Here is a 23,227-nt window from a genome sequence, read left to right as displayed (position 1 = left end):
GGGATCAGCCCTCCCAGTCGCTGCCGGAAGGATTCAAAACCTGCTTCAGCTTCTCAAGCGCACGGATATACCGCTTGCCGGCCGCGGCCTCGGAAACGCCAAGCACCGTCGCGATTTCGAGCCGGCTCAACTGCTCGAAATGCCGCATCGCCAGCACTTCTCGATCGAGTGGGGCCATGTCGTCGAGGGCTCTCCGGACCCGCTCCTTCCTCTCGGCACGGATCGCGGCTTCGCTAGGGCGGGTGCCATGGTCCAGGAACTGGGCAGCCATCGCGACTGAGGAGGCCTCGGGAAAAGTGCCAGGGTGACAAGTCGCCTCCTGGTTCGCGGCTCTCATCCGGACACCCAGATGATGCCGATGCAACGTGACCAACTTCTGGGACGTGAGAAATCGGAGCCACAAGAAGAACGGCATCGTGGGTGAGCGCAGATAACTCATCAGCCGAATCGAGGCCTCCAGGTACGCCTCCTGGATGACGTCCGAAGGGTCAATCCGCTTTCGGAGTCGCTGATCGAGCCGCACCGCGATCATGCGACGAAGCCGTTGGCGGTGCCCGGCCAGGAGCGTTTCCAAAACCTGCTGGTCGCCCGCAGCCACTTGCTCGAGCAATCGGGTCGTTTCACTCGAGTTGCACGTCATAAAGGGTCACCACAACGGCCACTCACAACCTAAAAGGTGGAGTGGTCAGTCAACCGAAGGCCGCCGCCCAACGCGCGCGACCCGCTCCAAGTAGTTAACCGCGCCTACTCCCCTGAACGAGACATGATTTTCGAGAATCAACGTCCGAATCTGGTGAACACGAACGACGAGGCTCCCGATTCAGCCTGCGAGAAATCGTCGTCCGCCTTGTCCCGTCGAAGGCGAGTCGCGCGGTTCAAGAGGTAGGGATCGTTCCAAATCCAGCGGCCTCGTTGAAACCTCGCCATGCTCCAATCGTGCGATGTCCACAAGAATTCCCCATTGCCCCGCTTGAAAACGGCCGGAGCCATGGTTCGAGGGAACTGGCTTACGGCCTTCCGCTGGCTGCGACGCCTGCCCCCGGTCAGGAGCGAGGCGTTCGGGGCGGCCATCCTTCTTGCCGCGGCTTTGGCCATGATCGCTTGGGCGAATGTGCCTCCGAGCGGACCGGCTCAAGGGGACGAGTGCAACGAGAACGCGAGCGATTCGGGCATCATCGTCCGTTCCGAGGTGATCCATCTGTGGTTACCTGAATCGCTTCGGGAACTGGCAAGTCCTCAGTCTCAAGTCCCAATCACGACGAACCACAACGACTTGCGGCGCTATCTCGAACACCAAAACCGGCAAGATCCCCGCTACGCGGTAACGATCAGAGGGCATCAGGCCGATGGCGACCACGCCGACGTTCACTTCATCCGTCATCCCTCTGAGAACCCCGACCATTTTCTGGAGCTACTGAACATTCTGGCCGACGTCAGGGGCACGCCGGGGCACGAGAGTGCCACAAACTTTCCGGGCGCCTCGACACACTTCATCTCCGACGAGCTCCTGAATCGCGGGCCGTCGGAGATCCTCGCCGAAATCCAGCGGAGCGCGGATTTACAAAGGCCTTCCCGCACCCTCCGTTAGGCCGTCACGAAACCTCGTGTCGGGCCTTGGGTGCCTTGAAGTGGCGGAGCAAGGCCGGGTTCAGTCCGTAGCTCATGCTAAGAAGCTTGATGGGGTGATGCGTCCTCTTGGGCGCTCCTTGCTCCATCTGCATCCGGCAGGCCCCACACTCGGTGGAACCGATCTCGATGTCGTCGCCGCGAAGCCGGTTCAACAGTGGCCGCCCGGCGCAGAGAGGTCCGGAAGTGGTCGCGGGCCAGGCCAAAGGTTCCCGCCATGCCCGAACAGCCGCGATCGATGAATTCGACGTCGAGCTCGGGGATGTTCCGGATCAGATCGAGTCCCGGAGTTCCCACGTCGAGCGCCCGAAGATGGCAGGGCTGGTGATAGCCAACCCGGGCGCGAAGCGGATGCTTGGGCGCGGGGAGTTGGCCGCGTGCGTCGAGCCCGGCGAGATACTGGCCGAGGTCATGCGTGTTCGCGGCCACGAGCGCGGCGTCAAGGTCATCCGTCAGCTTGAGATACTCGTGACGAAGCATCAACGTGGCGGTCGGCTCGGAGCAGACGACCGTGTAGCCATCGCGGACTGCATTCCCAAGGACGCGAAGGTTCGCCAGTGCCAGGTCACGGGCGTGGTCGATATCTCCCGCGACCAGGGCCGGCATGCCCGATCCGCGTTGGGCCGTGGGCACGTACACGTTGACTTCCGCCTGATGCAGTACCGCCACGGCCGCTTCGGCTAACTCTTGATCGAAGTAGTTGGCATAAACATCGACAAAGTACACGACCCGAGGGCCCGGTGTCTGGGGCCTCGGCCGGGACAGACCGAGCCTCGCCGCGCGACGGACGAAGGGGGTTCGATGCACTTTCGGCAGCCGACGGAGTTGCGCGAGCCCAAAAATCCGCTCGAACAACCAGCGCGTCGTCCCGTTGGATAAGAGGGCGTTGCTGATGATCGGGAAGCGGCTGGCCACGCGCGACCAGAGGTCGACCCGGGAGAGGGCCCAATCCACCGGCGGCAACCCGTGATTCTCGGCATAGGCTGCCTTCGCCTCGAGCATCAAGGTGGAGACATCGAGGCCGGACGGGCACTCCTTCGAGCAAAGGTTGCAATGAATGCAAAGGTCGGCATTCTCGCGAAGTTCTTCGGTTCCCCAAAGCTTCGGATCGAGCGTCCCGGCCATCAACTGGCGGATGAGATTGGCCTTCGAACGCGGCGAGGCCGCCTCGGAGCCAAGGGCCCGGAACGTCGGACACATTCGCGCGGTCTGGTCGGAGGTCCGACAGACACCGCAACCGTTGCAGGCCGAGGCCGTTTCCATCGGGCTCCGATCGGTCCATCGGAGCACAGGCAGAATCAACGGTAAGACCGCCGTTCCCTCATCGGCATTCGCTTCCGCATCGGAAACCGGAAGCGGCATCCGCTTGATGTTGCGCGTGATCAGGTGCGGGTCGTCGCCAATGACCTTACCGGGGTTGAGAACGTTCAACGGGTCGAACGCATCCTTGATCTCACGAAAGACCTGGACCTGATCCCCGAACTGTCGTCTCAGGAACTGGGTTCGAACCAACCCACAGCCATGGGCGCCCGAGATCGCGCCTCCCAGGTCGAGCGCGGCGTCGAAGACCTGAGTCGCCAACGGCTCGATCTTGGCCCGGTCCGCTGGGTCGGCGATATCGAGAAACGGGCGAATGCGAACCAGGCCGAGACCGGCTTGAGCATCCAGCGTCCAGCTCACGTCATGGTGCTTAAGGATGTTTTGCAGACGCTGAAGAAATTCCGGCAGCGCCGCGGGGGGAACAGCCACGTCTTCGATGAACGGAACGGGTCGAACGTGTCCCTTCATCCTCATCAGGAGCGGCTCGACAACGCGGCGGAGATGAAGCAGGCGCTCGGCCTCGGCGCGGCGAGTGACTTCGATCGGGTCGTCGACAAGCAATCGCGAGCGGATCATCCGATCCGTCAGACGGCGGAGCCGGTCGGCCACTTCAGTCGGATCGTCTCCCTCGAACTCGACGATCAAGACCGACTCGGCCAGTTCGGGGATCCAGTCGCGATAGGCCGGAACGGCATCGCGGACCAGGCGAAGCGAACGCCAGTCATAGAGGTCGCAGGCGGAAGGCGATTCCTCGAGGCACCTGACGACCGCCGTGGCGGCGTCACCAAGTCGCGCAAACGGAAGCAGGGCGACCCCCTGCGCCGCGGGGATCGGGATGGTCCGCAGGGTCGCTTCGGTGACCAGAGCCAACGTCCCCTCCGACCCCACGAGCAATCGCGCCAGATCAATTCCCGAGGTCGTCGCCGAACACCCCAGCGCGTAACCGGCGCGACTCCGAGGAGCCCGAGCGATCCGACGCGCGAGCGTTTCGCTATTATGCCGTACCAGCGCTCCGAGCTTCCGGACGACCACCCCCTTGAAGTCGATCGCGTCGTCGTCGAACTGGGGCCAGGGCTCGTAACCAACCTCGGCGACCTCGCCGTGCGCGAAGACGACCCGAAGGCGATCCACATAATCGCTGGTTGACCCCCAACGGAGCGAACGAGGGCCCACGGCGTCGATACCGATCATTCCGCCGATCGTACCGAAGTCTGAGCCGGCGGGATCGGGTCCGAGTCGGCGGCCCATCGGCGCGAGTTGCGCGTTCAGGTGGTCGAGCACCACACCCGGCTGAACCACAACGCTCTCGGCGGCGATCGAAACGATCCGACGGAAATGGCGGCTGAAGTCGATGACCAGTCCCGAGCCCAGGACACTTCCTGATGGGTCAGTCCCCGCCCCGCGTGCCTGTACGGCAATCTGGTTCTCCGCGGCATACCGGACCGCAGTCACCACATCTTGCTCGGTCCTGGGGACGATCACCCCGAGGGGGTCGATCTCATAAATACTGGCATCATGCGCATAATTGGCGCGTTCGAGTGGCTTGAATAGCAACTCGCCCTCGATGACTCCGCGCAGGTCGTCGTGAATCCGTGCTCGCCGCTCATCCAAGGCTGGGCCGCGTCCTTCAACAGTCCGAAACGGTGGGTCGAAATCGCCAGAGTTCAGCCAGCTTTCTCGGGTGAGGACGCAGCTTCGGCCGCGGCCCGCTCTTCCCTCAACTGCTCCGCTCGCAACCGCTCCTGCCGATATCGCTCGCCCACCGCCAGGTCGAACATCTGGAAGCGGCCGGCCGGATTCGAGCCGATCCCACGGTACTGGCCGAGGCAGCGGTAGCAAATCGTGACGTCGGGCACTCGATAAAACAACGCCATGTCGAGCAAGGCCGAGGCCAACAGGACCATGTACGTCAGCAAAGGCATTTCATAATACCAGAAGACCGTACTGATCGCGAAGCCGACTACCACGATCAGAAGCCCGAGCCCCTGGGGAAAGTCTTTCTGGATGTAAAGATCTTCGGTCCCGCACCAGGCGCACGACTTCAACTCCCCGTTCTCGGACGACCCCGAATGCATTTCGCGTTTTAGCGAACAGCCTCCGCAGGTCACCGAAGGGATCGACTCAATCGGCGAGGCTTCGCCCACCGCGCTGCAGTTCGGACATTGATACGTCAGCTCCATCGGCCGCCCTTATTCTCGTCTTTGGATCGCGGCCGCGTCCCCGTTCGAGTCGCTACCGGACCACAGGATTCGCGCTGTCCCGCCCCAGAATCCACAACGGCGGCCGTTCGCCGTGGGCCGCCCACGGAAGATCCTCTCACACCCCAATTCCGCCAGCGACCCGTCGCAAACCTTGAATTCTACTGTTTCCACCCGCCAGCGAGATAGACCAAGGGCCTCGCCACGCCCCCAGTTCCGTCACCCGGCTCGCGAGCGACGACCATCACCCCATCGCAGGAGAATATAAGGAGGTCAATTCTCCGAGGAGAACGAAGATGACCGCGATATAGAGAATCCCGGTCGCCGATTGCGTGGAACGGATCTCCACCGTTTTCCAGGTCATGACGGTAGCGACCGCCAGACCGGCAAATCCCATCCCCCAGCGGATGGTCAAGAACAGAGGCGAGACGCCTGCCGAGTGGCTCGAACCGGAAGGGCTGTAGAGCCAGAACCAGAGACTGAGACCCGCGATGAACACCCTGATCCCGAGTCCCCACCCCATACACTTGACGAACCGCCGCAGGGGCGAGATCGACATGGCGGGCGCCGTGAGATAGTGATGGCCGAGCAGCATTGCCGTGAAGGTCGAGCCCATCAGAAACGCCGAGGCCAATCGGCCGCAGGCGGTGAGCGTCCAGGCCTCGGCCCCAGGCTCGCGCGACACGACAACGAGAATACCGGCAGTGGCCAGCGCGATGGCCCCCGACATCGGCAGCGCCAGCCGAGGCAGGCCGAGCCCCCACGAGACCGTGGCGAAATACCCGAGCACGGCCGTGCCGATGATGACTCCGGCCGGGGCATTGACTCCAGCCCTCGACATGTCGAGCGCAGCCAGAACGAGGAGGCCGAGGATGATCTGCGAGTGTGTCCGGAAGAACGCGGGAGGCACGATCCGCCAGGGAGTGGCGAGCAGTAACAGGGCCAGGCCGCACGCCAGGCGAATCGCAAAATCAGCCAGCAGCGGGATCATCGGTATGGGCATCGGTCTCGCCGGACTCGTAAGACACCGTTTCTCGAAGCCATCCTCACGCAAGGCAACCCGGTCCGGCCCGAGCTTCTGTCGATGTCGACGGCCGTCAGGTCTGCTTGCCGCCGAAAATCAGCGAGAGCACTTCGTGCCGAGTCGCTAGCCGTTCCTTGAAGGCACCTCGCATCGCGCTGGTGACGAACGAACTGCCTGGCTTGTGGACCCCGCGAACGGTCATGCAACTGTGGCTGGCCTCGATCACGACCGCCACCCCACGAGCGTCCAGCTCCTTCATGAGGAGATCGGCCACGTCTTCGGTCAAGCGTTCCTGCATCTGAGGGCGTTTCGCGAGAACGTCGATCACGCGAGGAATCTTCGAGAGGCCGATGACCTTGCCGTTGGGCAAGTACGCCACGTGGGCCTGGCCGATGAACGGCAACAGATGGTGCTCGCAAAAGCTCTCGAAACGAATGTCCTTGATCAGGACCATCTCGTCATACTTCTGAGTAAACAGCTTTTGGAGGTGAACCTTCGGGTCTTGGTGCAGCCCCTGAAACACCTCGGCATACATCCGCGCCACCCGGTCCGGCGTTTCGCGGAGTCCTTCACGGTCGGGGTCTTCCCCCACGGCGATCAGGATCTCCCGAACTGCACCCCGAATACGTTCGAGGTCGATCTTGGTGTCGGCCACGCTGGCATTCTCGTCTTCTTTGTCGTCGTCGAACGCACCGTCTCCACAATCGTAGCCACTGCGTTCCGACGGAAAAGCCTCGGACATGATCACGATCTCAAACGGGTAGACACCGAGGCTGGCCGCGACTGAGCCGACCGACTTCGCGAAGTCTGTAAATCAAGGCAGCTTTTCTAGTTCCGTAAAATTCGGAATCCCTATTCTAAGTCCGTGAACCGCGGAAATCAAGAACGCGGCCAAGGCTAGTTCGAACTGAAGGGGGGAGGGAAGATCGGTGCTTGGGTCGCTCGAGGATGTTGAGCGAGGATTCGGCCGAGAATCTCCAACAACGCGTCGGCGCGATGCAGCACTCGAGTCTCGGCCAGGAGACGCTGCTTGATCTCTACCGTGAGCCCGAGAGTGTAGGCAATCAGGTCGGTCAGGGGCCCGAGAGGGAGCGAGGTCTCGAGCAACGCCACCAGCTTCGGGTCGTTCACACCGGTTCGGGTCACCACCTCGCGGAACAGGTTGTGCAAATCATTCCGACGGTGATCCCCCTCGGGAGGACCTAACTCGACGTCCTCCAAGGTCTCCGCTTCGGCCAATCGATAGAGCTTTTCCGTCGGAATCTCACGGGTTAGCCGGACGCGTTTCAGCCCAAGCAAGAGGAGGTTGAACCGGCCGTCGGGAAGGCGCTGATGCTGAAAAACTCGCCCCAGGCAGGCGATTTCCTCGAGCGCGGGGGCTCCTTCCAACGTCTCAGGCACATCGGCTCGGGGCAGAACCATGGTGATCAGCCTGTCTCCCTCGGCCAGCGCATCCTCGGTCATCTGGCGATAACGCGGTTCGAAGATATGCAGGGGAAGGATGGCATGCGGAAAAAAGACGAGTCCCGGTAGCGGAAAGAGTCGGCAAGGATTGCGGAACGACCTGAGGTCACCGTCATCGGCCATCGTGCAAGTCCCGCAAAAGAGAGCGTGGTGAAGACGTTCCAATGCCATCGGTTCCGCCCCGTCCGTCAATTTCGCGAGGCGTTCGACACCATGACTATCTTAATCGCAAGGTCACTTGCGGCAAGGCCGGCAGCGATTGACAGGCCGGGGCGACTGGCTACGATCATGACCTCAGCGCCCCAACAGGCCTCAGTTGAGAGGATGCAACGCGATGCCTCGGCTTCCCCAGCCCATTGATGACCCCGTTCTCCAGGCCAAGCAAGTGGTTCGCGCCCTGGTTCGGCTCTACCCGACGGTCGAATGCGCCCTGGTCCATCGCAATCCGTACGAGTTGCTCGTCGCCACCATCCTCTCTGCGCAATGCACCGATGCGCGAGTCAACATGGTCACTCCCGCGCTGTTCGCTCGCTTTCCCGATCCCCGGGCCCTGGCCAAAGCCGACCTCTCCGAAGTGGAGGAGCTCATCCATTCGACCGGATTCTTCCGGGCGAAGGCGAAAAACCTCGTGGCGATGGCAAACTTGGTCGTTGCGCTCCACGCGGGTGAAATTCCCAGCGATCTCGACGCCCTGACCGCCTTACCGGGCGTCGGGCGGAAAACGGCTCACGTCGTCCTCGGCAACGCGTTCGCGATCGCGTCGGGAGTGGTGGTCGACACCCACGTCAAACGGCTCTCATTTCGACTCGGCCTGACCACGAATCTTGACCCGATCCAGGTCGAGCGCGACCTCGCCAAGATCATCCCGCGTAAGGAGTGGGTGGACTTCAGCCATCGCCTGATCGAGCACGGGCGGCGCACCTGCGTGGCAATCCGCCCACGATGCGGCGAATGTGCCATCGCCTCGATCTGCCCGAAGCTGGGAGTGACTCTGCCAACGTCGAAACGCCTTCCAAAATAGTCGGCCCTCGAATTAGACTCCCATTCCCAGGTTGCCCCGGTTATCCTGTTCTTGAGACCATCGCAGCGTGGCCAGTTCCGGAAGATCACGGACGAGCATCGACATGCATATACTCGACATCTTCAACGCTCATCCCACCACGTTCAGCTTTGAGTTCTTCCCGCCGAAGACCGACAAGTCGTCCAGTGACCTATTCCGCAACATCGAACAGCTCCAGGTCTTACAGCCGTCATTCGTCTCAGTGACCTATGGGGCAGGGGGCTCGACTCGCGAGCGGACCCACGACCTGGTCATTCGGATCCAGCGCGAAACAAACCTGACGGCGGTCTCCCACCTGACTTGCGTCTGCCATGGTAAGGATGAACTAACCTCGATCCTCGAACGTTACGCCTCCTCTGGGATTGAAAACATCCTGGCCCTCGGCGGCGACACGCCACGCCACCTGGTCAACCACGACCGCGCAACCGACGCATTCCAGCATGCGGACGGGCTCGTCGCGTTCATTAAATCACGATCCTCCGAGTCGAACCCGCGCGGGTTTGGAATCGGCGTCGCTGGCTTTCCCGAGGGCCATCCGTCTACGCCCAACCGGCTGAACGAGATGGATTACCTGAAGCGGAAGGTGGATGCCGGAGCTGACTACATTTGCACCCAGCTCTTCTTCTCCAACGCGGATTTCTACGACTTTCGCGAACGCTGCGAATATGCGGGCATCAAGGTGCCCATCCTCGCCGGCATCATGCCGATCACGCGAGACACCAACATCACCCGAATGGCCGAACTGGCGCTCGGAGCACGGTTTCCGGCTCGGCTCCTGAAGTCGATCGATCGCTGCGGTGATGACCCCGAGGCCCGCGAACGGGTGGGCATCCACTGGGCGACCGAGCAGTGCCGTGATCTCCTCGACAACAACGTCCGAGGGCTGCACTTCTACACCTTGAACCGCTCGGATGCGACTCGACGAATCTACGAGAACCTTGGGGTGAAAGATTCGATCGGGCTGCGGCAACCCTGACGCCGGAAGGCCCGCCATGGAACCGGATCTGACGACGCGTCTCAAGTCTGAAGCCCTTCGTCTCGGATTCGACCAGGTCGGGATCGCGCCGGCGGTGAGCCCGCCGACTTATCCTCACTACCTCGACTGGCTCGAGGCGGGGCATGCCGCGGGCATGGGCTACCTCGAGCGCCAGGCCGAGGCCCGGGCCCATCCCGACCGACTGCTCGAGGGCGTGCGGTCCGTCGTGATCATGAGCTTCGTCTACGGCCGCCCTGAATCCGAGCCGGCGGGACCGACGCAGGGTAAGGTCGCCCGCTACGCCCGCGCCGTCGATTATCACGAGGTCTTCTGGCGCCGGATCGAATCGCTCCTCGACTGGCTCAAGGCCGAGGAACCGGGCGTTCGCGGCCGCGCCGTGTCTGATACCGCACCGCTGCTCGAACGCGATTTCGCGCGCCGCGCCGGCCTCGGTTGGGTCGGCAAAAACACGATGTTGATCGACCGCCGACTCGGGAGTTTCACCCTGCTCGGTGCGTTGCTGCTGGATGTCGAGCTGAAATACGACCCGCCCCACGAGTCCAGTCACTGCGGCACCTGCACCCGCTGCCTTGACGCCTGTCCCACCGATGCCTTCACCGGCCCTTATCAACTCGACGCGAGGCGGTGTATCAGTTACTGGACGATCGAGCATAAAGGGCCGATCCCCAACGATGTCGCGGGACAGCTCGACGGCTGGGTCTTCGGCTGCGACATCTGCCAGAACGTCTGCCCCTGGAACCGCAAGGCGGCGGCCGGGAAAGAGCCGGCACTCGACCCAGGGGTGGAGTGGGCCCATCCCAACCTCGTCGACTGGCTGACCGAAGCTCCCGCCACGTTTTCCAAGGCGATCAAAGGGACAGCGCTCGCGAGAGCCAAGCGTTCCGGGTTACTCCGCAACGCCGCGTCCGTCCTGGGAGCGAGCGGCGAAGAGACGGCCGTGCCGGCACTCGCGAACTTGCTGGACGATCCCGATCCGGTCATTCGCTCGTCGGTGGCCTGGGCTCTGGGCCGGATCGCCTCGACCGAGGCGATCCATGCGCTGGAAGCCCATGGCAACGAGCAAGACCCGTTGGCGCGTGATGCGATCCAACGGGCCTTGATTGAATCCGGTTCTGTTCGCCAGACACCGACGACTCCGAGCGAGACGAAATGACTCAGGGCTGGTAGGTAACCCCGGCGATCCGTCCCTTGATCGTCTGTCCGAATGCGTCGACCGAAGTGACCTCGAACACGTTCTCACCCCGACTCAGCGGAGTGACCACGGTGTAGTTCCCGGTCGAGTCCGTTTTCGTCTTGATCGTCGCCTGGCTGGTGTCTGACGTATTGGTATACGTGACGTCAGCGTCGGGGGTGGCTGTGCCGGTGAACCGAGCCGTGGGCATGTTGTTTGCGCGGGCCGCGGGGTTGCTCACGCTGGTCGTGTCGAGGTTGGCGGCAATCACGGGGCTGATCGTCGTCGTCACACCCTGATTTTGCTGGGTGTAAGCGACATCGATCTGGGTGATCCGTCCATCCCGATTCGCATCGGCATCGAACGAGTAGCGTTTATCACCCGCCTTGGCACCTCGCAGCGAGCGAACCACCTTGAGGTCCGTCTTATCCACCGTGCCGTCGCCGTTAGTGTCACCGGGCAGGTAGAACCCGAGCAAGAATTTACCGGTCGTCTTGGCGGTGGATTGGACCTGGGTGGTAAACGTGACCGGCGCGCTCGCATCGCTCGGGAACGAGGTGATCGGGCTGATCACCGCGCTGGTGGTCCGACCGTTGGCGACCTGGCGATGCTTCACCTGCGGGTCATAGATCGCGTGAATCGTTTGCGGAACGACATCACCGTGAGGGTCCGTCACCGACGAAATCAAGGGCTTCAACGTGCCCGACGGATCGGCCACGACGTCGATGCCCATGGCCACCTTCCCCTTCGGTCGGGTGAAGTGCGTCTGGTCGAGCGTGAACGAAACCGAAACCGTGCCGTTGGGCTCGTCGATGGTGCTCGGGAGAATCGCGAAGGTATTGCCCGCGCCCCCTGTGAGCAGTTGACGGGTTTCCAACACCTCGGCAGAGAGCTGCACCTGCTGTCGTCGGCGAGGTGCTCGTTTGAATGGATTCATAAGGCCCTCCTTGGCCATTGCCCGAGATGAATCGTTCACTCAGACCAGGGGGAGAAGCGACTGAGCAGTTCCAGCGGATTCAGCTCGAAATTGTCGGCTGAGCCTTCCCTACCCAGTGCGGCGCCGAAGTACTCCGCTCCGGCGACACTGGCTCGATATCAGTACAATCGGCATAACCGGCACGCCTCTCCACCCAAACACACCAGGCAGTGGCAATATACAAGACCACGCCCGCCCAGAGGAACATGCCGTAACCCTGGGCTAGCTTGTGTCCGCGACCGTGCGCGAGGTGCCCGCCAATCTCCGACGAGGTCGACGCAATCAGGAACGCCGAGAGCGCGAGCGCTCCTCCCAGAGCCACCCGACGCCATTTCGGTCCCGGCATCCCAACCCGGTAGACGAGATAGGTATAGGGCAACAGCAAGGTCACGTAGTGGTGCTTCCAGCTCCGCTCCGAGACGAACAGCATGGTCAGCACGATCAGGGCGAACTCGCCGAGGAGCCGGGGATCGTCGCGGCGAGTCGCCTTCGTCCGGCAGAGCAGGGCGAGCATACCGACCAGACCGATCGATAGCCCCTTGAGGAGCATTTTCACAAACGCGGGCGACCAGGAGACCAGATTGAGATCGAGGTGGAGGTCGTACCGACCGGTGCCCGTCTTCCCGTCGGTCAGGAGACGGGTCAAGACCCCGATCATCGACTGGTTCATCTCCTGCGGGCTCACGAAGTCGTTGAGCAGGTAGGGAGTCATCATCCCGTACCACCACGTCTTCAAGCAGAGTAAATTGAAGGATGGGCCGAGGATCAGGCTTGGGATCACCAGGACGAAGAGGACCATCCCCAGCATGGTAGCCCCCACCGTCCGCCACGATCGCTTGTAGAGGAAGTAGGGAACGAAGAGTGCCGGAGTGATTTTATAGGAGATCGCCAGCGCCAGCGTGAGGCCGGCGAGCACGTCGTAGCCCTTCCGCCAGGCCTGGAGCGCGGCCACCACCAGAAAGAGGATGATGAGGTTATTATTCCCGTGGTGAAGGTCGCTCAGGATCGGCCTCAGGCTGAGCAACAGCACCATGCCCTGGATCCAAGAAGGAAGCGTCCGTTCTCCGGTCGGACGAACCATCAGGAAACAGAGCCAGACCGACGCCGCCGTCAGTGCGACCTTGATCGTGTACCAGGCGAGTGCCCCCGTGACCGGGGGAAGCGTCGTCAGTGGATAGATCGTGATCGGGAAGATCGGCGGGTTTGGGAACCTCATCTCATCATAGATATTCACGCCTTCCCAGAACTGGAGCACCTGGTGCCGCCAGCGGATGAACGCGCTGCGATCTTCGGCCGCCTTGTCGGCGTAGACCAAGGCGGCGCCGATCATGGTGATCAGTGCCGTAATCCAGACGGCGCGTCGGAAATGGCGATCAAAATCAGGAACCGCAACACGAGGGGCAAGTAGCACGGCTCTCACTCCTTCCATGGAGGTGGGGCCACGCGTCAACTCGCTCGGTCCGCGTGCGGCCTCGTCAATTCCCAGGTCCGCGACCCTTGTCGGGCGGAAACCTGATTTCCAGAGCGACCGATCCACCGGTTGGGTGGAGCCGAATGAACGGCGTCGGATCCTGTTCCAGAAAGACCGGATCCCACCGGGTTGGCGGTTCGGTCCTCAGGCACGGGACGGAGTGATACCGGAGGACCACCGTTCCGTCAACCCCAGGCTGGCAGTCACGAACGACCAGACGCCCCGGGGACGCATCAACCTGAGCCGTTCCTTCGATTGCGTCACCGGCGAAGCCGTGAACCCGAGCGAACAGCAGCGTGCCATCGTCGTCGAGGACCTCAACGAGGTCGGGATTCGACCGGCAGAACCCTCGCGCCCAAGGGCTCCAACACAGCATGAACGACGGGCGATAGAGGCGAGCGTAACGTTTAAAGTGGTCGCGGCCCCACTTCGACTCGCCGAACAACTTTCCTTCACCGAACTGCGTGAAATTCGTGACCAGCGAGGCGTGAAGATAGGGCCCTCCGATCACCTCAACCCCGGTCTTCCAAGGCAGGAGACCGCTGAAACGCCCTCCCTGAAACGGGTCGGGAACGCCAGGCAGTCCGAACCCTCCCTCTTCGTAGAGCAGACGTTCGCCGGGTTCCATCGAGCGCTTGATATGCCCCACCACCCAGAGCAGCCGATCAGAGGGCGACTCTCCAGGAAAGGATGAGGTCCGGTCACTCGGGAGCGCACCGAGGCATTCATGGCCGGTCCAAACAGGCGAAGCCCGAGCAGGACCAGCCCGAGGAGCGCCCAACGATCGAGCCGGGGCCGCCCTGCTTCGGCCAGCCGGGTCAAGCCCTCGGCGATTCCCAGGCCCGAGGCAAGCGCCAGTCCCGTGTAGACGGCATAGGTGTGCCGCCCCGGCTGGAGAAAGTCGAGCGAGCGAAGCCCTCCCGCGAGATAGCCCCAGAAGACGCCCGCGCCGATGAACCCGATCAAACCGGCCGCAAAGACCCGATCTCGCCTGGCGAGCAGGGCCAGCCCGACGAGGCCCGCTCCCCAGAGCAGGCTCTCGATAGGTGCCTCGACGGTCACAATCTGGCCGATCCGTGTGAGCACCCCTTCTGGATGAGCAAACGCGAAGTCACTCGGCCCTTTGGAACTGGCCAGCCAGAGGCCCGGCAGCCACCAAAAGGCATTGCAGGCAAGCACTAGCAATGGGATCAGCCAGACTCCCACATGCCGCGACACGGGAAATGAGCCGGGAACCCGCTCGCGAGACGCGAACGCCGTGGCATAGGCCAGTGCGGCCGCCGGCGCGACGACCATGGAGCCGGTCAGATGGACCAGCACGACCCCGACCATGAGCGCCGTCGAGACCAGCCACCAGCGAATCCCGCCCCGCTCCAGGTAGCGGCAAAAGGCCCCCGTGGCCGCAAGGCCAACGGGGATCGCCAGGAGGTAGGGTAACATCCCGAACCCGGCGTAGTTGATCGGAAAATCGGTCCAGACGTAGATCAGAAAGAGAAGGACCGAGAGAGCTACGGCCCCACCCCGAGCATTCCAGAGACTCGCCCCCCAGGCGATCAGCCAAGGGATGATCGCCGCCGCCACCAGGACGTAAACCTTGTAGGCGTACTCGGGGTGATTGCCACCGAAGACCGTGACAACCAGCTCCGGTAGTGTCGATGAGGCAGGGAAGATCACGCTCTTGGCATACCCCGACATGAAGCTGGGGTCATAGCCTGCCGTGGTCCCCGTCAGGCTCAAAAACCGACGTGTGACGAGAGCGCTATGGAAATAGAGCGGGTGATCGTCGCTCCAGATCGGCCACTCGTTTGAGAGCCCGGCGCGTCCGCCCAGCCCCAGCCAGATGGCCCAGCCATGAGCCAAGGCCATCAGCAGAACCAGGAACCAGCCCGCCCAAAATCTTGTCCCGCGGCCCCGAGCAAGCCAGTTCATGAAAAGGGCCTGTTCGCTCGCGCGACGAAATCACCGGCGCGGTCATCGAGAGGTTCGCGCCGCCGACGCGAGGTGTGGTAATTCATCTCGATGGCCCGTTGCGACTCGTCACTCTCACTCGATTGTTCTTGGCCTTCGCCCCCCCCTTTGAGGGGAAGGGCTCCGGCTCTCCGGCACAATCTTCGGCATTGCGGCCCGCAGGATTCGAACCTGCAACCAAGGGATTCAAGGCCCCTCGCGTTTCCACGAGGCTTGGACTATCTCACCCTCCTCGCCCTTTTTGGAAAAAAGGGAACGAGGAGGCCGGGCGCTCGTCGGCGGGGGTTATTGTTGGGACTCACCCCGCTAGTCTCTGAACCGTCCTGGCCACCTGTGCCCGACCAAGCTAGGCTGCGGATTGCCATGCCCCTGGTGTGGAGCGGTGCTCGACACCAAGCGTTTAGGTTTCCCGCAATTCACCCGGATCGCGTTCGGGGGTTACCCCCCGGCGCCACCATTTTTTTTCACGAACAAATGATGAGTCCCCTGCTCTGCCGTTGAGCTAGGGCCGCTAACTTGCACCATCATCGCCCCAGTCTCGCCGCGATACAACCCTGTACTCACCGAAACTGGGTTCGAAAATGGATACGCCTTCATGCAAGAGAGGGCAAGCAGCAGACTTGCGGCTTGCCCTCTCGAGTTCTTTCTCACGAAGCGATGCCTGACGGCTCGCGTTTACTTGGAGGCGACCGCCAGTTCCGGCTCGTCACTGGCTGTCCCGGAGACCGTGCTCATTTCAGGATCACTGGGCGGTTCCTCGTCGAGCACGAGTGGAGTGCCCGAGTTCGCCTTCGGAATCTTGGGCATCTTGATGGCGTAGGTGATGCCAAAGAACGAGAGGAAACGGATGGCCATGTAAGTCATGTCCACCTCCCACCACCGGAGACCGTGCCGAGCCGAGGTCTGAAAGGCGTGGTGGTTGTTGTGCCAGCCTTCACCGTAGGTCACCAAGGCAACCCACCAGAGGTTAGTCGAATGATCACGCGTCTGGTACGACCGGTATCCCCAGATATGGGTGGCCGAGTTGACCAACCAGGTCGTGTGCAGAACCAGGATCGAGCGAACGAAGAAACCCCAGACCAGCCAAGGCATGCCACCGATCGCGTACAGGGCGACGGCCGAGAGGATCGGGAACACGATGAAGTACTTGTCGAGCGTACGAAGGATCGGATCTTTGTAGAGATCGGGAGCCCACCGCTTGTAGTACTCGGGCGTGTGGATTGAGGTGATATCGGGGGTCATCCACCAAAACATGTGCGCCCAGCCAAAGCCGCGGTTGGGGCTGTGAACATCATCTTCTTCATCGGAGTGAGCGTGGTGGCGGCGGTGGTCAGCAACCCATCCGATCGGTCCCCCCTCGGAGGCACAGCACCCGATGGCAGTCATCACGTATTCGAGCGCCTTCGGCCTTGTCGCAAAACTGCGGTGGGTCAGCAACCGATGGTACGTCATGGTGATGCCGATCCCGCCCGTCACCCAGTGCAGGAAGACGCAAACGCCCAGGGCCTGCCAGGTGAAGTAGGACGGAACGAACGCAAGCAAGGCCCCCACATGGAGCGCCCCGATCCAAATCAGGGGAGCCCAGGCAATCTTTTGGGGAGCCGGCCGAGTAATCGTCGTGGACATGCTGAACCTTCGATTTGTGGATAGTCCGGGCGGAGACTCGTTCGACGGGGTGGGCCGATCGTACTCATCGGCTGCGATTGAAACGGTCGGTGCCACGATCCAGACGCACGTACTGTCTTCCGCGTTCCGGCACCAGAGCCCACCCGGAGGTTCGGTCGTGCTCTAATTGGACGGCGAGAGTCTGGTTTATCGCCAGACTCACACAAAAATAGAGCATGGCTCCATTCACTGGCGAGTGCGATCTTTACGGAGGGAGATCCTGCCAAGTCGCGGCAAGAGTTTACTACGATTGACCTCGCGGAACCAAGTCAAATTCGGGAAAAATAGGATCGTGCCGGCAATTTGCACCCTCTGGGGTTGGAGCAGCCGTGATCAATCGACATCAGGGGACTTCATGAAAGGTCTTTACTGCGACGGTTCCTCCATCCGGCTCCGTGACGATCTCCCGATGCCAACTCCTGGCCCAGGCGAGATCCGGCTGAGCGTCCGGATCGTGGGCATCTGCGACACCGATCTCCAGCTTGCCAAAGGCTATATGGGGTTTCGTGGCGTGATCGGGCACGAGTTCGTCGGTCAGACCGACGCCGGCCAAAGAGTCACGGCCGAAATCAACAATGCTTGCCATGTTTGCCCTACTTGCCGGGACGGTCGCCCCGGCCACTGCCCACATCGAACCGTTCTGGGGATCCTGGGGCATGACGGCGCGATGGCCGAGCATGTCGTCGTCCCCACGGTCAATTTGCACGAGATTCCCGACGAACTCGACGATCGCGAAGCGGTCTTCATCGAGCCGCTGGCCGCTGCCTTCCGGATCACCGAGCAACTGGTGCTCGACCCCGGCGTCAAAATCGCGATTCTCGGCGACGGCAAGCTCGGGATGCTCTGTGCCTGGGTTGCTCGAACCACCGGCGCTCAAGTGAGCGTGATTGGCAAGCACCCCTCGAAGCTTGCCTTGGCCGGAGAAGCAATCAACACGTACCGGCTTGACGAAGTATCAACACTCGCGAAGACCTTTGACGTGGTCGTCGACTGCACCGGTTCGCACTCGGGGTTTCCCACCGCGCTGGGGCTGGTCAGGCCGTGTGGTACGGTCGTCTTGAAAACGACCGTCGCGGGAACCTATACGGTCAACCTGGCCGGAATCGTCATTGATGAGGTCCGCGTGATCGGCTCACGCTGCGGACCGTTCCCCAAGGCGATCTCCGCTTTGGTCAATCGTCAGGTTAGCGTCCGCCCATTGATCGCTGCAGAGTTCCCCCTCGATGAGGCCGAATCCGCCTTCCGGGCCGCCTCCGAAAAGGGAGCTCGGAAGATCCTGATCCACGTCAACCCCGCATCGGCCTGAACGAAGAGAGGCAGGGGTAAACGATACGGAACGAGGCCCCGGGCAACTCGTGCTGAGTTGAACCCGTGGGCCTTCCGCGGACTGGTTGGGATAAAATGTGCCGAGGGTGTGCCCGAGGCCACCAGGGCAGGGTAATCCGTGAAAGTCGGAGCCCGGGGCAGCATTCCCCCTAAATATCAATATCTTTCGCCGTATAGGCCTCGGCCATGATGAATTTGAACCGCGCCTCGGGTTCTTTGCCCATGAGGTCGCTGACCGTCCGCTCGGTGTACGTGCGGTCGTCGTCAGGGACGGTCACGCGGAGCAGGCGGCGGCGGGCCGGATCGAGGGTCGTTTCGTAGAGGAGTGCCGAGGGCATCTCGCCCAAGCCTTTGAAACGCGTGATGTTCGGCTTGGCGTTCTTGGGCAGCTTGGCCAGAGCGCGGTCGCGCGACGCGTCATCGGCGGCCCAGTAAGTTTCCTTGCCCCAGGAGATCTTGTAGAGCGGCGGGCAGGCGAGGAAGACGTGGCCTTCATTCAAGAGTCTGGGAACATGGCGGTAGAAAAAGGTCAGTAGGAGCGTGGCAATGTGATGGCCGTCGCTATCGGCGTCGGTCAGGAGGATGACCTTACCGTAGCGGAGGCGGGACGGATCGTACTGATCGTCCATCCCGCAGCCCAGGGCGCTGATGATGTCGGTGAGCTCTTTGTTGTCGAGGACCTTGGCCTTCCCCGCCTGTTCCGCATTGAGCACCTTGCCCTTGAGCGGAAGGATCGCCTGAATGTCGCGGTCGCGGCCTTGCTTGGCCGAGCCACCGGCCGAGTCCCCTTCGACGATGAACAGTTCCGACTCGTCGGGGTTGGTGCTATCACAGTCGTGGAGCTTGCCCGGCAGGTTGAGGCGGTTGCTGATTGCGGTCTTGCGGCGCACCTGCGAGGCCGCCGCGCGGCTCGCCTCGCGGGCCTTGGCCGACTGGATCACCCGCGCGGCGATCGCGTCGCCGACACTGCGGTTCTTGATCAGGAACGTCTCGAGCCTGGGACGAACCATCGACTCGACCAGTGAGCGCACCTCGGCATTGTTCAGCCGCCCCTTGGTCTGCCCTTGAAACTGAGGCTCGTGCACGCAGATCGAGAGCACGGCGGTCAATCCCTCAAGAATGTCTTCATTCTTGATATCGACCCCCTTCTTGATCAGGTCGTGATCGGTCATGTACCGGCGCACCGCGGAGCGGACCGCTTCGCGCAGGCCGAGCTCGTGGGTGCCGCCGTCGACGGTCGGGATCGTGTTGACGAATGACCGGACCGACTCATCGGTGGCCTCGGTCCAGGCCAGCGCCACGTGACACCGAAAGTTATCGGCGTCGTCCTCACGCTCGAGTACAAAGGGCAGGGGGGAGACCCGAACGTCAGTCCGCGCCTGGTTGACGGCATCGAGGAAGTCGGCAACGCCCCCATCGTGGCGGAACTCGTGACTTTCTTTCTTCTTCTGGTCGACGAACTGGATCACCAGACCCTTGTTCAAGTAGGTCTTGATATCCAGCCGCTCGGCGATCAGTTTCGAGTCATAGACCTGGTCGAGGAAGATCTCGGGGTCAGGCGTAAATGTGATGGTCGTTCCCGTCCCCCGCGCGGGTTCCCCCGGCTCCACCGGGCCGAGGGCCTTGCCGCGCCGGTAGCTCTGGGAATAGACCACGCCGTCGCGGCGAACCTGAGCGATCAGGCTCTTGCTCAAGGCGTTGACCACACTGGCACCGACTCCGTGCAGTCCGCCCGCGACCTTGTAGGCATCGTTGTCGAACTTACCACCGGCGTGCAGCGTGGTGAGAATCACCTCGAGCGCACTCTGGCCGGTCTTGGGATGGATGTCGACGGGATGCCGCGGCCGTTATCGGAGACCGAGACCGTTTTGCCGTCGGCCTCGAGCGTGACCACGATCCGGGTGGCGTGGCCGTTCATCACCTCGTCGACCGAGTTATCGACGACTTCCCAGAGCAGGTGGTGGAGACCGGTGGAGTCAATGCCACCGATATACATACCGGGACGGCGTCGAACGGCCTCCAGGCCTTCCAGGACGGTAATCGAATCAGCGTTATATGTTCCCGAGGCCATCGGATAGCGTCCTCGCTCAAGCAGACGAAAAGGTCGCGGGGGTGTCGATCAGAGAAAGGGGATTGTTGGCCCTACTCACCCACTTGTTCGGGCGGTGGGATCGGCGTCGCTTCGTCGTGGATGATCGCGTCGAGCGACCCCCGTTGCAGGACGCCGTAGCCCCGGCCTCCACGACCGGTGACAGGATACTTGGTGGCCCGAATAATCTGGGTGGCCCCACGGTTGGTTTGCACGGTCAGGCCCTCGCGCACCTTGTTGGCCAGCGCGAATCCGAGGACGCGGTCGTTGGAGTCGAGCTTGATGGCGATGACCCCCTTGGCCGTGCTCCCGACCACATTGGCTTCGGTCACCGGGAAGATCAGGACCCGTGCCGACCGGGTCGCCAGGCAGAGGTTCTCGGTGCCATCGGTCGCCTCGACGCCCACGACCACATCGTCCGGAACCGCGGAATCGAGGCGGACGAGCGAACGCCCCTTGCGAGTCGAGACGGTCGCCAACGGAGCCAGGGCAAACCGCAAGACCTTACCACCGGCCGTCAGGGCGATCCCGTAAGGGGGAGGAGGAAGCGCCGAATTCGAGCCATCACCGTTGGCGCCGTTGACCCCATCCAGGGTCCCCTGAACCAGGGAGGCGGGCACCTGCGGAGTCTCGCCGGGTTCGGGCAGACAGCGCGGATCGTGGCAGAGGACGTACACGATGTGCTCGTTGTCCTCGAAGGCGAACTGCTTCTGGATCGGATCACCATGCCCGGTCGTCATCGGGATGTCATTGACCCGCAGCGTATAGGCCATGCCCCGATCGGTGAAGATCGTCAGCGTCTGCCGCGCCCGGGACCGGTAGATCCAGCCGACGCGATCGTCCTCACGAACCCGAATACTGGCCACGTCGGTGAACGACTTCTGCCGCTTGGCCCAGCCGTCGCGGGTGACGATCACCCAGGCGTCCTCATCGACGATGTAATCCTCAGCGCGATATTCGATCGCCTCGGGAGGACCGTCGACCTTCGTCCGCCGGTCGTCGCCGTAGGCGCGGCCGATCTCCTTCAACTCGGAACGAATGATCTTCCAACGGGCCGGCTCATCGTCCAGGAGGGCCTGAATTTCCGCCGCCCGTTTTTGTCGCTGGGCCAGTTCCTCGAGGATATCGTTGATCTCGAGCTTACCCAACCGGTAGAGCTTCGTCTCGAGCACCGCATCGGCCTGGAGCTCGGAGAGGTCGAACCGCGCGATCAACTTGGGAGCGGCGTCGGCCTTGCCGTCACTATCTCGGATGATCCTGATCGCTTCATCCAGGTTGTTGAAGACGATCGCGAACCCTTCCAGGATGTGGATTCGCTGGAGCAGGTTCTTCAGCTCGTATTGCAACCGACGGGTGACGATATCGAGCCGGAACTCGAGAAAGTGCTGGAGGATGCTCCGGAGGTCGAGCCGGTCGGGCACCGCAATCTCGGCCCCCGCCGCGGGCAGCAGGCAGGTCAGGTTGACGTTGAAGTTCGTCTGAAGCGGTGTATTTTTAAACAAATAAGCCAATGCGGCATCGGCGTTCGAGCCGGGCCGAAGCTCCAGCGCAATCCGAACGTCGTCGGTGCTCAAATCCTTGATGTTCGTGAGTTGGGGAACCAAGCCCTTGCCGATCAGTTCGCCGATCCGCTGCACGAGCGGGTCCTTCTCGATCCCGTAAGGAATCGAGGTGATCAGCACGGTGTTCGCCTTCTCCGGATCCATCTCATAGGTGCCGCGAAGCTTGATCGTCCCCTGGCCGGTCGCGTAAACGTGGCGGATCTCGTCGGCCGTGTTCAGGATCACGCCGCCCGTCGGGAAGTCGGGAGCGGTGATGTAGTGGGTGAGTTTTTCCAGGGGAAGATCGCGGTCCTTGAGAAGCGCATCGAGCGCCGCGCAGACCTCCCGCAAGTTGTGCGGCGGGATATTCGTGGCCATCCCCACCGCGATCCCAGAGGCTCCATTCACCAGGAGATTGGGAAACTGGGCGGGCAGGACGATCGGCTCATCCGTCGTCGACGCATAGTTGGGGCGGAAATCGACGGTCTGCTGCCGCAGCTCGCTCAAGAGTTCTTGGGCGATCGGGGTCAGCCGGCTCTCGGTATAACGAAACGCGGCGGGGGGGTCGCCATCGATCGAGCCGAAGTTCCCATAACCCTCCACCAACGGATACCGAAGGCTGAAGGACTGAGCCATCCGCACCAAGGCGTCGTAAATGGATGCGTCGCCGTGTGGGTGATAACTCTTCATCACCTCACCGACCACCGCCGCGCACTTCATGAAGCGGCTGTCCGAACTCAGGTGCAAATCGTGCCACATCGCATACAGAATGCGACGTTGCACCGGTTTGAGACCGTCACGGACGTCGGGCAAGGCGCGTGAGGTGATCACGCTCAGCGCGTAGTTGAGGTAGCGCGACCGGGTCGCCTCGGCCAACGAGACATCCTCGATGATCGACTTCGGCCTCGCATTCTCAAGCCCTAGCCCGTTTATTGATCGGCCCTTGCGTTTCGCCATCGCTCCGTTTTTCGCCTCGATGCCCGTGAATCCGTTCGCCCCAGAGCAAACCCCATTCGACCCTACACAACAATACCAGTTTTCCCTCCGACCCCGCAATTGCCCACTGTACAAATCTACCGCATTGACATCAGATGGGATGAGCCGCCGAGCGCAAGACGAGGCAGGACGACACCATAAGCTGGTGACGATACGTCTCCGCCGGGTGGGGCTCGGCCGCCCCTCACTTCCTCAATTTTCGGAGGGAAGGCTTCAGTCTACCACCTCGAGCAGCGGCAGGCGGAAGCCTTCCCTCCATCGGCTACCCCTCGAAAAAGCACACCTCGGGGTGAGGGGGGCGTACTCGTGGCCCCGGCCGGTGCACAGAGAGTCGA

At 62.2% G+C, this 23,227-nt stretch carries 17 protein-coding genes, 1 tRNA gene and 1 pseudogene; 5 read left to right on the top strand and 14 right to left on the bottom strand.

What is annotated here, in order from left to right; genetic code table 11:
* Nucleotides 1-4: 4 nt before the first annotated feature.
* Nucleotides 5-640 carry a sigma-70 family RNA polymerase sigma factor gene (locus V5E97_RS30915; RefSeq protein WP_406695405.1) on the bottom strand — a complete coding sequence of 212 codons (636 nt, stop codon included), beginning with the start codon at nt 638-640 and terminating at the stop codon, nt 5-7.
* 321 nt (nt 641-961) lie between these two features.
* On the opposite strand from V5E97_RS30915, the gene V5E97_RS30910 reads away from it, so the two are divergent.
* Nucleotides 962-1,588, top strand: a complete 627-nt coding sequence (locus V5E97_RS30910) for a hypothetical protein (protein WP_406695404.1) — start codon at nt 962-964, stop codon at nt 1,586-1,588.
* Nucleotides 1,589-1,665: 77 nt separating this feature from the next.
* Here V5E97_RS30910 and V5E97_RS30905 read toward each other — a convergent pair whose 3' ends face one another.
* From V5E97_RS30905 to V5E97_RS30885, 5 genes are all read right to left on the bottom strand, one after another.
* Complete coding sequence (locus V5E97_RS30905) at nt 1,666-4,557, bottom strand: FAD-binding and (Fe-S)-binding domain-containing protein (RefSeq protein WP_406695403.1); 2,892 nt, start codon at nt 4,555-4,557, stop codon at nt 1,666-1,668.
* A 53-nt stretch (nt 4,558-4,610) separates the two neighbouring features.
* Entirely contained in the window at nt 4,611-5,126 is a 516-nt protein-coding gene (locus V5E97_RS30900; protein ID WP_406695402.1) for a hypothetical protein, read from the bottom strand.
* A 262-nt stretch (nt 5,127-5,388) separates the two neighbouring features.
* Nucleotides 5,389-6,147: a hypothetical protein gene (locus tag V5E97_RS30895; protein WP_406695401.1), complete on the bottom strand. Its 759-nt coding sequence runs from the start codon at nt 6,145-6,147 to the stop codon at nt 5,389-5,391.
* A gap of 94 nt (nt 6,148-6,241) precedes the next feature.
* The gene (gene folE, locus V5E97_RS30890) at nt 6,242-6,910 is read right to left on the bottom strand and encodes a GTP cyclohydrolase I FolE (RefSeq protein WP_406695400.1); all 669 of its coding nucleotides are present in this window, start codon (nt 6,908-6,910) and stop codon (nt 6,242-6,244) included.
* Between the two features lie 155 nt (nt 6,911-7,065).
* Nucleotides 7,066-7,803, bottom strand: coding sequence for an LON peptidase substrate-binding domain-containing protein (locus tag V5E97_RS30885; RefSeq protein ID WP_406695399.1), 738 nt, complete (start codon nt 7,801-7,803; stop codon nt 7,066-7,068).
* Nucleotides 7,804-7,966: 163 nt separating this feature from the next.
* Here V5E97_RS30885 and nth point away from each other — a divergent pair, with 163 nt between their 5' ends.
* The 3 genes from nth (at nt 7,967) to queG (ending at nt 10,842) form a co-directional block, all read left to right on the top strand.
* Nucleotides 7,967-8,653 carry an endonuclease III gene (nth, locus tag V5E97_RS30880; RefSeq protein ID WP_406695398.1) on the top strand — a complete coding sequence of 229 codons (687 nt, stop codon included), beginning with the start codon at nt 7,967-7,969 and terminating at the stop codon, nt 8,651-8,653.
* 103 nt (nt 8,654-8,756) lie between these two features.
* A complete protein-coding gene (gene metF / locus V5E97_RS30875) occupies nt 8,757-9,668 on the top strand; it encodes a methylenetetrahydrofolate reductase [NAD(P)H] (RefSeq protein ID WP_406695397.1) in 912 nt (303 codons plus the stop codon).
* Nucleotides 9,669-9,684: 16 nt separating this feature from the next.
* Nucleotides 9,685-10,842, top strand: coding sequence for a tRNA epoxyqueuosine(34) reductase QueG (gene queG, locus V5E97_RS30870; protein ID WP_406695396.1), 1,158 nt, complete (start codon nt 9,685-9,687; stop codon nt 10,840-10,842).
* Nucleotide 10,843: 1 nt separating this feature from the next.
* Here queG and V5E97_RS30865 read toward each other — a convergent pair whose 3' ends face one another.
* The 6 genes from V5E97_RS30865 to V5E97_RS30840 all read right to left on the bottom strand — a co-directional run bounded on the left by V5E97_RS30865 (nt 10,844) and on the right by V5E97_RS30840 (nt 16,901).
* Nucleotides 10,844-11,797 carry a dockerin type I domain-containing protein gene (locus tag V5E97_RS30865; RefSeq protein WP_406695395.1) on the bottom strand — a complete coding sequence of 318 codons (954 nt, stop codon included), beginning with the start codon at nt 11,795-11,797 and terminating at the stop codon, nt 10,844-10,846.
* Between the two features lie 79 nt (nt 11,798-11,876).
* Nucleotides 11,877-13,247 carry a glycosyltransferase family 87 protein gene (locus V5E97_RS30860; protein ID WP_406695394.1) on the bottom strand — a complete coding sequence of 457 codons (1,371 nt, stop codon included), beginning with the start codon at nt 13,245-13,247 and terminating at the stop codon, nt 11,877-11,879.
* 64 nt (nt 13,248-13,311) lie between these two features.
* On the bottom strand, nt 13,312-13,818 hold the full coding sequence (locus tag V5E97_RS30855; RefSeq protein ID WP_406695393.1) for a hypothetical protein: 507 nt from the start codon (nt 13,816-13,818) through the stop codon (nt 13,312-13,314).
* Nucleotides 13,815-15,236, bottom strand: coding sequence for a hypothetical protein (locus V5E97_RS30850; protein WP_406695392.1), 1,422 nt, complete (start codon nt 15,234-15,236; stop codon nt 13,815-13,817). Before V5E97_RS30850 ends, V5E97_RS30855 begins: the two co-directional genes overlap by 4 nt.
* A 192-nt stretch (nt 15,237-15,428) precedes the next feature.
* Nucleotides 15,429-15,489, bottom strand: a tRNA-Gln gene (locus tag V5E97_RS30845).
* 461 nt (nt 15,490-15,950) lie between these two features.
* Nucleotides 15,951-16,901, bottom strand: a complete 951-nt coding sequence (locus V5E97_RS30840; RefSeq protein WP_406695391.1) for an acyl-CoA desaturase — start codon at nt 16,899-16,901, stop codon at nt 15,951-15,953.
* Nucleotides 16,902-17,295: 394 nt separating this feature from the next.
* Here V5E97_RS30840 and V5E97_RS30835 point away from each other — a divergent pair, with 394 nt between their 5' ends.
* Entirely contained in the window at nt 17,296-18,246 is a 951-nt protein-coding gene (locus tag V5E97_RS30835; RefSeq protein WP_406695390.1) for an MDR/zinc-dependent alcohol dehydrogenase-like family protein, read from the top strand.
* A gap of 169 nt (nt 18,247-18,415) precedes the next feature.
* Here V5E97_RS30835 and V5E97_RS30830 read toward each other — a convergent pair.
* Both V5E97_RS30830 and V5E97_RS30825 read right to left on the bottom strand, forming a co-directional pair.
* Nucleotides 18,416-20,337: pseudogene (locus tag V5E97_RS30830) on the bottom strand (DNA gyrase/topoisomerase IV subunit B).
* A 71-nt stretch (nt 20,338-20,408) separates the two neighbouring features.
* Nucleotides 20,409-22,853: a DNA gyrase/topoisomerase IV subunit A gene (locus V5E97_RS30825; protein ID WP_406695389.1), complete on the bottom strand. Its 2,445-nt coding sequence runs from the start codon at nt 22,851-22,853 to the stop codon at nt 20,409-20,411.
* Nucleotides 22,854-23,227: the final 374 nt, after the last annotated feature.

It is taken from the genome of Singulisphaera photorubra (assembly GCF_045290345.1).
GTDB lineage: Bacteria > Planctomycetota > Planctomycetia > Isosphaerales > Isosphaeraceae > Singulisphaera.
This window is presented reverse-complemented; position numbering and strand designations above follow the sequence as displayed.